This is a genomic window from Nocardiopsis xinjiangensis YIM 90004 (assembly GCF_000341145.1).
In the GTDB taxonomy this organism is placed as follows: domain Bacteria; phylum Actinomycetota; class Actinomycetes; order Streptosporangiales; family Streptosporangiaceae; genus Nocardiopsis; species Nocardiopsis xinjiangensis.
The window spans coordinates 1-12,851 of record NZ_ANBE01000061.1 but is presented as its reverse complement, the minus strand read 5'-3'; the positions used below and the strand labels follow the sequence as shown (position 1 = coordinate 12,851).

Genomic DNA, 12,851 nt, shown 5'->3' with positions numbered 1-12,851 from the left:
CCGGTGGGTGTTCGGCGGCGAGAGCGCAACAGCCCGGCGTCAAGGGGTGGACCGCACACCCCGAGGCGCCCCGACCAACCCCGCGCAACGCCGCCACCATCCCCATCCAGGAACAGGAGTGGGGGTGGCGCCGAAGCGGGTTGCGGGAAGCCCCGGCCGGGCTAAGCTCGACGCTCCGACGAACACCACCCACCTGCACCGATCCAGCAGCTTCCACCCGAGGACCAGGGCTCGACGCCCCGACGAACACCACCCACACCAACCCCGAGCCCTCACCCCCACCACAGCCCCGCGTCTTCGTCCCCGATCCCCACCACAGACCCACGTCCTGGAATCCGTTTCTCTCTACCCCGAATCCCAGCTGTACCTACCAGAAAGTACAGTTCGGAATATGTCTCAGCTCAGCGCCCGGCAGGACGACATGGCTCCGGCACGTCGGTGGTTGCTCCTGGCCACCGTCGCCTCGGGGCTCTTCCTGATCACCCTGGACAACACCATCCTCTACACGGCCCTGCCGACACTGACCGAAGAGCTGGGGGCCACCGGATCGCAGAGCCTGTGGATCATCAACGCCTACCCGGTGGTCATGGCGGGTCTGATCCTGGGCAGCGGCACCTTCGGGGACCGCGCCGGCCACGTCCGCATGTTCGTGCTCGGCCTGATCGTCTTCGGTCTGGCCTCGCTGGTGGCGGCCTTCTCTCCGACCGCGTCGGTGCTCATCTTCAGCCGGGTGCTGCTGGCGGTGGGTGCGGCGATCATGATGCCCGCGACGTTGGCGTTGATCCGGATCATCTTCACCCGGGAGCGCGAGCGCAACTTCGCGATCGCGATCTGGGGCAGCATCTCGGTCATCGGGATCGCCGTGGGCCCGATCGTGGGCGGTGCTCTCCTGGAGTTCTTCTGGTGGGGTTCGGTCTTCCTGCTCAACGTGCCCATCGTGCTCGTGGCGCTGGCCGCCACGCTCGCCATCGCGCCGCCCAACCGGCCCGACCCGGACAAACACTGGGACCTGGTCTCCTCGCTGCAAGCCATGGCGGGTCTCGTCGCCGGCGTCCTGGCCATCAAGGAGATCGGGCACGTGCCTCCGAACCCGTGGGTGGTCGCTCTGGCGGTCGGTGTGGCCGCCGCCGCCTTCACCCTGTTCGTGCGGCGCCAGAGGCGCCTGCCCGACCCGTTGTTGGACTTCGCGATCTTCCGCAACCCTGCCTTCTCCGCCGGGGTGCTGACCGCGGTCCTGTCGATGTTCGCCATCGGCGGCATCCAGCTGGTGACCACCCAGCGGTACCAGCTGGTGGCCGGGTTCACCCCTCTGGAGTCCGGTCTTCTGGTCGCCGCGCTCGCCGCGGGTTCGCTGCCCACCGCTCTGCTGGGCGGGGCCGTCCTGCACCGCACCGGTCTGCTGCCGCTGATCGCCGGTGGCCTGGGTGTGGCAACGGTCGGTGTGGTCACCACGATCGCCGGTTTCCATCTGTCCTTCCCCGTCCTGGTGGCGGGGATGGTCCTGACCGGGGCAGGACTGGGTGCGGCGATGTCGGTCGCCTCCGTGGCGATCGTGGGCAACGCGCCCGGCAACCGCGCCGGAATGGCCTCGGCGGTGGAGGAGGTCTCCTACGAGTTCGGCAACCTCAGTGCCGTGGCGCTGCTGGGCAGTCTGCTCACCTTCGTCTACGCGGCCACCGTGCAGCTGCCCGCCCACGCTCCGGACCGTGCCGGGCAGAGCCTGGCCGATGCTCTGGCCGTGGTCGGGGACGACGCCGCCGTCCTCTCGGCCGCCTACGGTGCCTTCGACACCGCGTACCTGGTGGTGATGGTGGCGGTGTCCCTGGTGTTGGCGGTGGGCGCGGCCGGCGCCGGCCGGATGCTGCGCCACCACGGCCCCGGCAGCTCCTCCCAGCACTACGTCGATCACTGATGCGGAGCGCACTGTGCGGCAGAGCAAGAGAACGCTGATCCTGGACGCGGCCGTCCAGGTGGTCCAGCGCGAGGGCATCGCCGCGGTCACCTTCGACTCGGTGGCGGCACAGGCGGAACTGACCAAGGGCGGTCTGCTCTACCACTTCCGTTCCCGGGAGGCCCTGTTGGAAGCGGTGCACGAACACCTGGCCCAACGGTGGGAGGACCAGCTGGAGCAGGCCGCCGGAACCACGGTCGACCGGGCGGGCCCCCAGGAGAAATCGGCCGCCTACGCCGCGGTGTGCGCCGCCAGTGCCACCCGCGCGGAACTGCTGTTGATGGTCGAGGCCGCCAGCGATCCGATCCTGAGCGCCTACGGGCAGGACGTACAGAACAGGTGGGTGCCCTCGCCCGAGTCCGCCGAGCTGTCACAGGCCGACCTGGAGGACTTCGTGCTGCGGCTGGCCGCGGACGGCCTGTGGGTCCACGAGTCCCTCGGGGGCCGCCCGCTCGATCCCCGGCTGCGCCGCCAGGTCGCCGAACACCTCATCGCCGCCCTGTCGGGTTCCCACGCCAACGGCCGGCCCGCGGACTGACCGCCGGCCGGCCCTGCAGGTGTTCGTGGGCTCGCCCCGCCCGCGTTCAGGGCCGTCCCGAGACCAGAGCGCCGTCCTTCCACACCGCCGCCACCTGCGGAACACCCGGACGGTAGGCCAGGTAGAGGTGGTTGGGCGCCTCCAGCAGGGTCAGGTCGGCGCGGGCGCCCGGTGCCAGGTGGCCCACGTCGTCGCGGCGCAGCGCCCGGGCCCCGCCGGCGGTGGCCGCCCATACCGCCTCGTCCGGGGTCAGACCCATGTCACGCACGGCCAGGGCGATGCAGAACGCCAGGCTGGAGGTGAAGCAGGAGCCCGGGTTGCAGTCGCTCGCCAGCGCCACCGCCGCGCCCGCGTCCACGAGCCGGCGGGCGTCCGGGTAGGGCTGGCGGGTGGAGAAGTCCACACCGGGCAGCAGGGTCGCCACGGTCGGTTCGGGGCGCCGTGCGGCCTGGGCGAGGGCGTCGACGTCGCTGTCGGCCAGGTACGTGCAGTGGTCGACCGAAGCGGCCCCGACCTCGACCGCCAGGGACACTCCGGGCCCCTCCCCCAGCTGGTTGCCGTGCACGCGGGGCAGTAGTCCGTGTTCGGCCCCTGCGGCCAGGATCCGGCGCGCGGCCTGCTCGTCGAAGGCCCCGCGTTCGCAGAAGACGTCCACCCACCGGGCCAGGGGCGCGCAGGTCTCGACCATGGGCCCGGTGAGCAGGTCGACGTAGCCCTCGGGGTCGTCGGCGTACTCGGGCGCGACCAGGTGCGCGCCCATGAAGGTGACCTCGTCGGTGACTCGCCCGGCAACGGAGAGCGCCCGGGCCTCGTCCTGGACGGTGAGCCCGTACCCGGACTTGGCCTCCAGGGTCGTGGTGCCCTGGGCGCGGGCCTCGCGCACCAGGGTCCGTGCGTTGGACAGCAGCTCGGCGTCGGAGGCCTCTCGTGTGGCGGCCACGGTGGTGTGGATGCCCCCGGCGGTGTAGGGGGTGCCGCTCATGCGGGCGGCGAACTCCCGGCTGCGGTCGCCTGCGAAGACGATGTGGGAGTGGCTGTCGACGAACCCGGGGATCACGCACCGTCCGGCGGCCTCCACCCGCGCGTCGGCGTCGGGTGCTTGCACACGCGGGCCGGCCCAGGCCACACGTCCCTCCTCCAGGACCAGTGCGGCCTCGGGGATCTCGCCGAGCGGGCCCCGGCCCAGTGCGGGGTCGTTGGTGATCAGGGTGCCGATACCGTCGATCAGGATCGTCCCGGGGGCCTCTGGGGTCGGGTTCATGTGTGGAGCTCCTTGATCACTGTGTCGAGGTCCTCGGCGGCGTCGGGCAGGTGCATGTGCTCTCCCCCGCATACGATCCACCGGCCGTCGGCCATGACGTTGCGTACGTGGGCGGCGGTGGCGGCGAAGACGACGGCGTCGGCGGCCCTCTCGGGCGGCGTTCCGGCCAGGCCGATGCCGTCCAGGGGCACGTTGACCAGGTCGGCCCGCGCGCCCACCCGCAGTGCCCCTGCGTCCTCCCAGCCGAGCGAGGCGTGGTGGGTGGCCGCACGCAGCAGGGCCCCGGTGTCGAGGGTGCCGCGGCGGTGGGTGCGCAGCCTCTCGTGCAGTTCCGCTCCCCGGGTCTCGGCGAACAGGTCGGTGTGGACGTGCTGGTCGGTGCCCAGACTCAGCGGTGCGGGCAGCAGGTCGCCGGTGCGGGGCAGTCCGTCGGCGAGGTCGCGTTCGGTGGTCGGGCACAGGCACACGGTGGCGCCGCTGCCGCGCACGAGCGCGACGTCGGTGTCGGTCAGGTGGGTGGCGTGCACCAGGCTGGTGCGCGGCCCCAGGGCCCCGGCGCCGTCCAGGACCTCCACGGGGGTACGGCCGTGGGCGGCCAGGCTCGCGGTGTTCTCGTCGGGCTGCTCGGAGACGTGCACGTGCAGGGGCAGGTCCCGTTCGTGCGCGGTGCGGGCGACCACGGCCAGGTCCTCGGGGGTCAGGGCGCGCACCGAGTGGGCGGCCACGCCGGCCCTGGCGTGGTCACCGTCCAGCTCCAGGTGTCGGATGCGCTCGGCCCAGCGTCCGGCGTCGCCGTCGCCGAACCGTCGTTGCGGCCCGGTGAGCGGGTGGCGGGTGCCGTCGGTGCCCAGGCCGCCGGACAGGTAACACACGTCCAGCAGGGTCAGGCGGATCCCGGCCCAGCGGGCCGCCTCGACCAGGGCGCGGCCCATGGCGTCGGGGTCGGGGTAGGGGGTACCCCCGGGCGCGTGGTGCAGGTAGTGGAACTCGCCCACACTCGTGATGCCGGCCAGGGCCATCTCTGCGTAGGCGCCCCGGGCCAGGCGCAGGTAGGTGTGCGGGTCCAGGCGGTCGGCGACGCGGTACATGGCCTCACGCCAGGTCCAGAACGAGCCCCCGCCGGTGTGGGTACGCCCGCGCAGGGCGCGGTGGAAGGCGTGGGAGTGGGCGTTGGCCAGCCCCGGGAGGGTGAGGCCGTGCAGGGTCCCCGCGTCCGCGGGCGGCTCCGGGGCACGGGTCAGGCCGGTGATGCGCCCGTCCTCCACCGTCAGCAGGACCCCGTGGTCGACCGCGCCGTCGGCGGCCCCGGTCCAGGCCCATTCGGCCCAGTGGCGCGACCTCACGGTGCCACCTCCCCGGTCGGGTCCTCCAGCAGGTCCTGGAGTACGTCGGCCAGGGTGAGCACGCCGGCGTGGCAGTCCTCGGGTTCGGCCCACTCGCGGGGTGAGTGCGAGACACCGGTGGGGTTGCGTACGTACAGCATGGCGGTGGGCACGTGGGCGGAGAGCACGGCGGCGTCGTGGCCGGCCCCGGTCGGCAGCACGGGCACGTCGGTGTCGGGGGTGCGCCGGGCCAGGACGCCGGCGACCCGGTCGCGCAGAGCATGGGGGAAGTCGACGGCCGGGGTGTGGGACTCCCGGGCCGTCCTCAGCTGCACGCCGTGCTCGGCGGCCCCGCGCTCGGTCTCGGCCCGCACCTGGGCGACCACCGCCTCGAGGGTGGCCTGGTCGGCGGCGCGGGCGTCCAGCCAGGCGCTCACCCGGGAGGCGATGGCGTTGGTGCCGTTGGGTACGGCCCGGACCTTGCCGACGGTGGCGCGGGCGTCGTGGGCGGCGGCGCTCTCGCGGGCGGCCAGCACGGCGTGGGCGAAGGGCAGCATGGGGTCGGCACGGTCCTGCAGGAGGGTGGTGCCTGCGTGGTCGGCGCGGCCCTCCAGGTCCAGGCGCCAGCGCCCGTGCGGCCACACCGAGCTCGCGGCGGCGACCGGGTGCGGGGTGCCGGCGAGGTGGCGGCCCTGTTCGACGTGCAGTTCCACGAACGCGTCGAGTTGCCGGAGCAGGTGCGGGTCGGGGCCGAGTGCTTCGGGATCGTGTCCGGCGTCGGCCATGGCCTCGGCCCAGGTGGTTCCGTCGGCGTCGGTGAGGGCGCGGACCCGGTCGGGGCCGATCTCCCCGGCGGTGAGGCGGCTGCCCAGGCACGGCACACCGAAGCGGCCGCCCTCTTCCTCGACGAAGACGGCCACGGCCAGGGGGCGTTGGGGGGCCAGGCCGCGTTCGCGCAGGATGTCGACGGCGGCCAGGGCGGAGGCCACCCCGAGGGGTCCGTCGAAGGCGCCGCCCTCGGGGACCGAGTCCAGGTGCGAACCGGTCGCCACGGCGCCGGGCGCGGGCGTGCCCCACCAGCCCCACAGGTTGCCGTTGCGGTCGGTGCGCACGTCCAGGCCACGGGACCGGGCGGCGTCGGTGAACCAGGCACGGACCTCGGCGTCGGCGGCGTTCCAGGCGTGCCGGTGGTACCCGCCGGTGGCGGGGTCGCGGCCGACCGGTCCGAGCTCGGCCCACAAACGGTCGAAGCCCATTCACTCCCCCTCGTGGGACGGGACGCGGATGCCGTGGGCACCTGCGACGCGCTCGGCCTCGGGGTAACCGGCGTCGACGTGGCGCAACACCCCGGTGGCGGGGTCGTTGGTCAGGACCCGGGCGAGTTTGGCCGCGGCCAGGTCGGTGCCGTCGGCGACACCGACCTGGCCGGCGTGCAGGGAGCGTCCCATCCCGACCCCGCCGCCGTGGTGGATCGAGACCCAGGAGGCCCCGGAGGAGGCGTTGACCAGAGCGTTGAGCAGCGGCCAGTCGGCGATGGCGTCGGAGCCGTCGCGCATGCCCTCGGTCTCGCGGTAGGGCGAGGCCACCGAACCGGTGTCGAGGTGGTCGCGGCCGATGGCCAGGGGAGCGCTGATCTGCCCGGAGGCGACCAGCTCGTTGAAGCGCTGTCCGGCGGCTGCGCGTTCGCCCTGGCCGAGCCAGCAGATCCGGGCGGGCAGACCCTGGAAGGCCACCCGTTCGCCGGCCATGCGGATCCACCGGGCGAGGTGCTCGTTTTCGGGGAACAGGTCGAGGATCGCTCGGTCGGTGCGGGCGATGTCGGCGGGATCGCCGGAGAGCGCGGCCCAACGGAAGGGGCCCTTGCCCTCGCAGAACAGCGGCCGGATGTAGGCGGGCACGAACCCGGGGAAGTCGAAGGCGCGGGCGAAACCGCCGGTGCGGGCCTCGTCCCGGATCGAGTTGCCGTAGTCGAAGACCTCCGCGCCCGCGTCCAGGAACCCGACCATGGCCTCCACGTGCGCGGCCATGGACTCGCGGGCGCGGGCGGTGAACTCCTCGGGCCTTACGGTAGCGAGTTCCTTGTGGTCCTCGAAGGCCACGCCCAGAGGCAGATAGGCGAGCGGGTCGTGGGCGGAGGTCTGGTCGGTGACCACGTCGATGGCCGCGCCTCGGGCCAGCAGCTCGGGAAAGACCTCGGCGGCGTTGCCGAGGACGCCGATGGAGAGCGGGCGGCGTTCGGCGCGGGCGCTCTCGGCCAGTTCGAGGGCGTGGTCGAGATCGTCGGCGCGCACGTCGAGGTAACGGGTCCGCAGGCGCCGTTCGATGCGGGTGGGGTCGCACTCCACGACCAGGGCGACCCCGCCGTTCATGGTCACGGCCAGGGGCTGGGCGCCGCCCATGCCGCCGAGCCCCGCGGTGAGGGTGACGGTGCCGGCCAGGGTCCCGCCACTGTGCCTGCCCGAACCGCTCAGCTCGGCGGCGACGGCTGCGAAGGTCTCGTAGGTGCCCTGGAGGATGCCCTGGGTGCCGATGTAGGTCCAGGATCCGGCGGTCATCTGCCCGTACATGGTCAGCCCTTGGGCCTCCAGGCGGCGGAACTCGGGCCAGTTGGCCCAGTCCCCCACGAGGTTGCTGTTGGCGAGGAGCACCCGCGGCGCCCACTCGTGTGTGCGCAGGATCCCCACGGCTTTGCCGGACTGCACCAGGAGGGTCTCGTCGCTCTCCAGGTCGCGCAGGGACGCGGTGATGCGGTCGAAGCTGCGCCAGTCGCGGGCGGCCCGGCCGGTGCCGCCGTAGACCACGAGGTCCTCGGGGTGCTCGGCGACCTCGGGGTCGAGGTTGTTGTGGAACATGCGCAGGGCGCCCTCCTGGGGCCAGCCCTTGGCCGACAGGGTGGTGCCGCGTGCGGCGCGGACGGTACGCGGAGCGCTCATCGTCGGGTGTCCTTTCGCTGGATCAGGCGAGGGGGGTCACGGACTCGGCGGCCGCCACGACGGTGCCGTCGGTGACGAGATCGGCCGCGGCGGCGATCTCCGGGGACAGGTGCCGGTCGGGCCCGGGGCCGGGCACGTGTTCGCGGAGGGCACGGACGACGGCGCCGGTGGCCGGTCCGGGTTCCAGGGGTGAGCGCAGGTCGAGGGCGCGGGCGGCGGTGAGCAGCTCCACGGCCAGGACGGTGGTGAGGCCGTCGACGGCGCGGCGGAGTTTGCGTGCGGCCGACCAGCCCATGGACACGTGGTCCTCCTGCATGGCCGAGCTGGGGATGGAGTCGACACTGGCGGGTGCGGCCAGACGCTTGAGTTCGGAGACGACGGCGGCCTGGGTGTACTGGGCGATCATGTGCCCGGAGTCCACGCCGGGGTCGTCGGCGAGGAAGGCCGGCAGACCGTGGGAGCGGCTCACGTCGAGCATGCGGTCGGTGCGGCGTTCGGCGATGGATGCGGTGTCGGCGACGGCAATGGCAAGGAAGTCCAGGACGTGGGCGACCGGGGCTCCGTGGAAGTTGCCGTTGGACTCCACGCGCCCGTCCTCCAGGACGACGGGGTTGTCGATGACGCTGTCGAGCTCGCGTGCGGCCACGAGGTGGGCGTGGGCGAGGGTGTCGCGGGCGGCGCCGGCGACCTGGGGTGCGCAGCGCAGGGAGTAGGCGTCCTGGACTCGGTCGCAGTCGGGGCCCTGGTGGGAGGCGACCACGGGGGATCCGGCCAGGAGGGCGCGCAGGTTCGAGGCGGAGGCGGCCTGGCCGGGGTGGGGCCGCAGGCGTTGGAGTTCGTCGGCGAAGACACGGTCGGTGCCCAGCAGCGCCTCGACGCTCATGGCCGCGGTGATGTCGGCGACGGTGAGCAGCCGGCCCAGGTCCTGGCAGGCCAGGGCGAGCATGCCCAGCATCCCGTCGGTGCCGTTGATCAGCGCCAGGCCCTCCTTGGCGGCGAGCACGACGGGGGCGATGCCCGCCTCGGCGAGCGCCTCGCCGGCGGGGCGGCGTTCGCCGGAGGCGTCGCGGACCTCCCCTTCACCCATGAGGGCGAGTGCGACGTGCGACAGGGGCGCGAGGTCGCCGGAGCAGCCCAGGCTGCCGTACTCGTGCACGATCGGGGTGATCCCGGCGTTGAGCAGACCCGCGAGCGTCTCGACGGTGACGGACCGGACGCCGGTACGGCCGGAGCAGAGGGTGCGCAGCCGTAGGAGCATGAGCGCGCGCACGACCTCGCGTTCAGCTTCGGGGCCGGCGCCGGCGGCGTGGGAGCGGATGAGTGAGCGTTGCAGGTCGGCGCGCAGGTCGGGGGCGATGTGCCGGGTGGCCAGAGCGCCGAAACCGGTGCTGACTCCGTAGGCGGGCTGCTCTCCCGCGGCCAGGGCCTCCACGCGTTCGCGCCCGTGCCGGACGGCCTTGCGGGTGTCCTCGGCGAGGACGACGCGGGCGCCGTGGCGGGCCACGTCCAGGACCTGGGCGGGTGTGAGCGGCGCGCCGCCGATGGTGAGGGAGGGAGCTGCTGTGGACATGGCCCCATTCGATCCCCCGTGGCCGCCCGCGTGAAGTGCCCACACGCGAGTTCTGTCCGAGATCTCGGACGGACGGTGCTGAGGCGGCGTGTGGCAGCATCGGGGGTATGAGCCACGTTCCGGCCGCCACACGGGCGCTGCGGTTGCTGCGGTTCCTGGCCACCCGGCCGGGCCCGGTCTCTGCCTCGGCCATCGCCGACGGGATCGGGGTGCCCCGGTCGAGCGTGTACCAGCTCCTGGAGGCCATGGCCGAAGAAGGTTTCGTCACCCACCTTCCCGAGGAACGCCGGTGGGGCCTGGGGGTGGCGGCCTTCGAGATCGGCTCGGCCTACCTGCGCCACGACGGTGTGGAGCGGCTCGCGCGTCCTCTGCTGCGCCGGCTCACCGAGTCGACGGGCGCGACCGCGCAGCTGGGGACCCTGCACGGTTCCGACACCCTGTACCTGCTCAAGGAACAGCCCCCGCACGCACCCGCGCTCATCACGGGCGTGGGCGTGCGCCTGCCCGCACATCTGACCGCGTCGGGCCGGGCGATGCTGGCCCTACTGCCGCGTGCGCAGGTGCGGGCGCTCTACCCGGGCACCGGGTCCTTCACCGACCGCACGGGCCGGGGCCCGGCCACCCCGGGTGAGCTGCGCGAGGTCCTGGCCGAGGAACGCCGGCAGGGGTGGTCCTCGGAGGAGGGCCAGGTCACCGAAGGGTTCGTCTCGGTGGCCTCGGCCGCCACCGACCACAACGGGCACCCGGTCGCCGCGATCGCACTGACCGTGCCCAGCGCCCGCCCCATCACCCGGGCAGCGCTGACCGGACGGGTGCGCGACGCGGCCTCCGAGCTCACGCGCCGCCTCGCCGGGCGCGCGGTCCCTGTGTAGGGCCCGGGTCAGCCTGCGAGGGGGTCTCGTTCGACTACGGCGGGCAGGGGCGAGGTGCGTTCGACCATGCGCAGGATCTTCTCGCCGTGGTCGCGGGGCACCTGCACGTAGAACTGGGTGGCCGCATCGGGTTCGGCCGGCTCCAGGCCCAGCCCCTCGGCGGTCTCGGCCCAGTTCGGGAGCTCGGCCTGCGATCGGGGGGTTTCCAGTACGAACTCGATGAATTCGTGGCGCCTCGCTCCCGTGGTGACTTCGCGGACACGCCGGATCTCCGGCCAGGCGATGAAGGTACCCTCGCCGGTGAACCACCACTTGCGTTCCTGCAGCACGGTGACCCCGTCGCTGTCGGCGCTGATGCCCTGGCGCGTGATGCGCTGGGGCAGGCCGCGGAGCACGATGACGTTGCTCCCCGGGCCCATGAAGGCCATCACGACGGCGGCCGAGCCCCACAGTGACAGGGACCCGGCGGTGGCCTCGCCGGTGAACACCTCCCGTCCCAGGGAACCGGCCACCAGGAGGAAACCCACGGTCAGCACGGCCGAGAAGTAGCTCACGGCCATCCACATACGCGCGTTGGGTCCGCGCAGGCTCACATAACGCCGCAGGTGGGAAACGCTGTGGGGCCGTCCGGTCAGGTCCGAGGGCCTTCCCTGGGGTGCTGCGGGCACACCTTCGGCAACGTCCGCGGGGTCGGGGGGTACGTCCGTGGGGTCGGGGGCATCCATGCCCCCATTCTTCCAAGTCCCACGCGTGATCGGACCCGTGCGGCAGGGTGAACTTCCCGGAAGCCCGATCCGTCCCGGCCTCACGGCGTTAGGGTTGCCGTTCATGAGGCGGAAGACGCACGAGTACGACACGGAACTGCGCGTCGACGGACAGGTCCTCGTCCTGGACGGGATCTCCTATCGGGGACGCACCGTGCTGCGGGAGGGTCCGGACCAGTTCGCCCCCTTGGAACGCTGGGCCAAGGGGGTGGCCGAAGCCGTGGGTGAACCTGTCACGTGGCGGGCATCGGACCGGGGTGAACCGGCCGCACGGGGCACGGTGCGTCCAGGGGAGGTTTCTCAGAACCGCCGAGCGCTCTGAGCCCCACACTTGGCGCACTGGAACTTTCGGTCGTCGCCGAGGACCCAGTCGTGGTCGCCGCCGGTCGGGCACGAGGACATCGACACCATCTCCTACAGGTGGGGGCATCCGGGATGTGTGGCTCACTGTATTTCTCCCCAGCCACACCAGTCCCAGGAATGAGAACTTCTGCTCGGACCCTCATGTTCTGCCTCGGTGTCCGGACCGTTCCACGCTGCCCGTACGGGCCCCGCACACACGTCGGGGCCCGTCCGGACTCGGACGGGCCCCGAAGACGCAAGTCCCGGTCGCGCTCGGGCCTCAGTTCTTCGAGGCCTGGATGTGGGCCTCCACGGCAGCGCGGTCGGCACGCAGCTTGGCGAGCGCCTCGTCGAGGATGAGCTTGCCCTCCTCCTCACTGCGGCGTTCCTTCACGTAGGCCAGATGGGTCTTGTACGGCTCGGTGCGCGGGGGCGCAGGGGGGTTGGCCCGGTCCTTGCCTGCGGGGAACCCGCACCGGGGGCAGTCCCACTCCTCGGGGACCGCGGCCTCGCTGGCGAAACTCGGCACGACCCTGTGCAGATTGGCGCAATAGAACGGAACGCGCACACGCGGCGCGGAATCACCCCGCTCCACCTCGCCCATGGGGCCGGCTCCGACCCGGCTGCCACGGATGGCACTGCCACTACNGCGGGTGTGACGGTGAACGGGGGCGCCTGCCGGCCGGGCCGTGGGAAGACCCGTACGTCTCGGGCGATGAGCGCCCCGGGGTCCGGTCGTCGAACCCGACACGGCCCCAGGGGATGACCGACGCGCCGCAGACCCTGGTTCCGGGGCCGCGGCCGCGCCGGGATGGGAGGAAAGGCCCGTGCGGGGCCTACATGGCTCCCCGGCTCAGCAACAGGCCCAGGACCACGATGGAGATGATCCACACGGCGGCGAGCACAACCGTCATGCGGTCGAGATTGCGCTCGACCACGGACGATCCGCCCAGCGAGGACGTGACGCCGCCGCCGAACATGTCGGACAGGCCACCGCCCTTGCCCTTGTGCATGAGCACCAGGAAGATCAGCAGCACGCTGAGAAGCATCACGAAGATGGACAGACCGAGGATCACACGCTCACCCGCAGCTCGACCCCACAGTGGGGGGGAAGATGGACACCACGACCCCTCGACACCGCTCACAGAGTTCGACGCGGGTTGCACGGGCCGACGGCGAGCAGGGCGCTGAGGAGGCCGGGACATTTTCGGATTTTACCGTGCCCATGGTGACACGGAGGGACCACCGCGAGGTACGGAAGAACCCCACAACGAAGTGTAGCCCGGACACGGGCTGTT

General features: G+C 72.5%; 12 protein-coding genes. 4 read left to right on the top strand and 8 right to left on the bottom strand.

All coding sequences use genetic code 11. The features are described 5' to 3' along the window. Positions 1-391: 391 nt before the first annotated feature. Entirely contained in the window at positions 392-1,912 is a 1,521-nt protein-coding gene (locus D473_RS0123140) for an MFS transporter (protein WP_017611418.1), read from the top strand. Positions 1,913-1,925: 13 nt separating this feature from the next. Continuing rightward, positions 1,926-2,489, top strand: coding sequence for a TetR/AcrR family transcriptional regulator (locus D473_RS0123135; RefSeq protein WP_017611417.1), 564 nt, complete (start codon positions 1,926-1,928; stop codon positions 2,487-2,489). A gap of 46 nt (positions 2,490-2,535) precedes the next feature. Here D473_RS0123135 and hutI read toward each other — a convergent pair whose 3' ends face one another. Genes hutI through hutH form a run of 5 tightly spaced genes read right to left on the bottom strand, consistent with a single transcriptional unit; the run spans position 2,536 to position 9,575 of the window. After that, positions 2,536-3,750: an imidazolonepropionase gene (gene hutI, locus D473_RS0123130; protein ID WP_017611416.1), complete on the bottom strand. Its 1,215-nt coding sequence runs from the start codon at positions 3,748-3,750 to the stop codon at positions 2,536-2,538. Then, positions 3,747-5,093 carry a formimidoylglutamate deiminase gene (locus tag D473_RS0123125; RefSeq protein WP_017611415.1) on the bottom strand — a complete coding sequence of 449 codons (1,347 nt, stop codon included), beginning with the start codon at positions 5,091-5,093 and terminating at the stop codon, positions 3,747-3,749. The genes hutI and D473_RS0123125 overlap by 4 nt, the downstream gene beginning before the upstream one ends. Then, the gene (locus tag D473_RS0123120) at positions 5,090-6,328 is read right to left on the bottom strand and encodes an allantoate amidohydrolase (RefSeq protein WP_017611414.1); all 1,239 of its coding nucleotides are present in this window, start codon (positions 6,326-6,328) and stop codon (positions 5,090-5,092) included. Before D473_RS0123120 ends, D473_RS0123125 begins: the two co-directional genes overlap by 4 nt. Further along, the gene (gene hutU, locus D473_RS0123115; RefSeq protein ID WP_017611413.1) at positions 6,329-8,005 is read right to left on the bottom strand and encodes a urocanate hydratase; all 1,677 of its coding nucleotides are present in this window, start codon (positions 8,003-8,005) and stop codon (positions 6,329-6,331) included. A 22-nt stretch (positions 8,006-8,027) separates the two neighbouring features. After that, positions 8,028-9,575, bottom strand: a complete 1,548-nt coding sequence (gene hutH, locus D473_RS0123110; protein WP_017611412.1) for a histidine ammonia-lyase — start codon at positions 9,573-9,575, stop codon at positions 8,028-8,030. A 107-nt stretch (positions 9,576-9,682) separates the two neighbouring features. Between hutH and D473_RS0123105 the strand changes: the two genes are divergently transcribed. Next, positions 9,683-10,447 (top strand): IclR family transcriptional regulator, encoded by a 765-nt coding sequence (locus D473_RS0123105; RefSeq protein ID WP_017611411.1) that lies wholly within the window; start codon positions 9,683-9,685, stop codon positions 10,445-10,447. An 8-nt stretch (positions 10,448-10,455) separates the two neighbouring features. Here D473_RS0123105 and D473_RS0123100 read toward each other — a convergent pair whose 3' ends face one another. Next, positions 10,456-11,172, bottom strand: a complete 717-nt coding sequence (locus D473_RS0123100) for a hypothetical protein (protein WP_017611410.1) — start codon at positions 11,170-11,172, stop codon at positions 10,456-10,458. Positions 11,173-11,275: 103 nt separating this feature from the next. On the opposite strand from D473_RS0123100, the gene D473_RS0123095 reads away from it, so the two are divergent. Then, positions 11,276-11,533 (top strand): hypothetical protein, encoded by a 258-nt coding sequence (locus D473_RS0123095; protein WP_026127236.1) that lies wholly within the window; start codon positions 11,276-11,278, stop codon positions 11,531-11,533. A gap of 300 nt (positions 11,534-11,833) precedes the next feature. Here D473_RS0123095 and D473_RS0123090 read toward each other — a convergent pair whose 3' ends face one another. Beyond that, complete coding sequence (locus tag D473_RS0123090; protein WP_275040670.1) at positions 11,834-12,187, bottom strand: RNA polymerase-binding protein RbpA; 354 nt, start codon at positions 12,185-12,187, stop codon at positions 11,834-11,836. 202 nt (positions 12,188-12,389) lie between these two features. Beyond that, positions 12,390-12,629: a preprotein translocase subunit SecG gene (secG, locus tag D473_RS0123085; protein WP_017611407.1), complete on the bottom strand. Its 240-nt coding sequence runs from the start codon at positions 12,627-12,629 to the stop codon at positions 12,390-12,392. Positions 12,630-12,851 lie beyond the last annotated feature (222 nt).

What these genes read in the sequence shown, in the direction of transcription:
- D473_RS0123140 (WP_017611418.1), top strand. Translation starts at nt 392, where the DNA reads ATGTCTCAGCTCAGCGCCCGGCAGGACGACATGGCTCCGGCACGTCGG.
- hutI (WP_017611416.1), bottom strand. Translation starts at nt 3,750, where the DNA reads ATGAACCCGACCCCAGAGGCCCCCGGGACGATCCTGATCGACGGTATC.
- D473_RS0123120 (WP_017611414.1), bottom strand. Translation starts at nt 6,328, where the DNA reads ATGGGCTTCGACCGTTTGTGGGCCGAGCTCGGACCGGTCGGCCGCGAC.
- hutU (WP_017611413.1), bottom strand. Translation starts at nt 8,005, where the DNA reads ATGAGCGCTCCGCGTACCGTCCGCGCCGCACGCGGCACCACCCTGTCG.
- hutH (WP_017611412.1), bottom strand. Translation starts at nt 9,575, where the DNA reads ATGTCCACAGCAGCTCCCTCCCTCACCATCGGCGGCGCGCCGCTCACA.
- D473_RS0123105 (WP_017611411.1), top strand. Translation starts at nt 9,683, where the DNA reads ATGAGCCACGTTCCGGCCGCCACACGGGCGCTGCGGTTGCTGCGGTTC.
- D473_RS0123100 (WP_017611410.1), bottom strand. Translation starts at nt 11,172, where the DNA reads ATGGATGCCCCCGACCCCACGGACGTACCCCCCGACCCCGCGGACGTT.
- D473_RS0123095 (WP_026127236.1), top strand. Translation starts at nt 11,276, where the DNA reads ATGAGGCGGAAGACGCACGAGTACGACACGGAACTGCGCGTCGACGGA.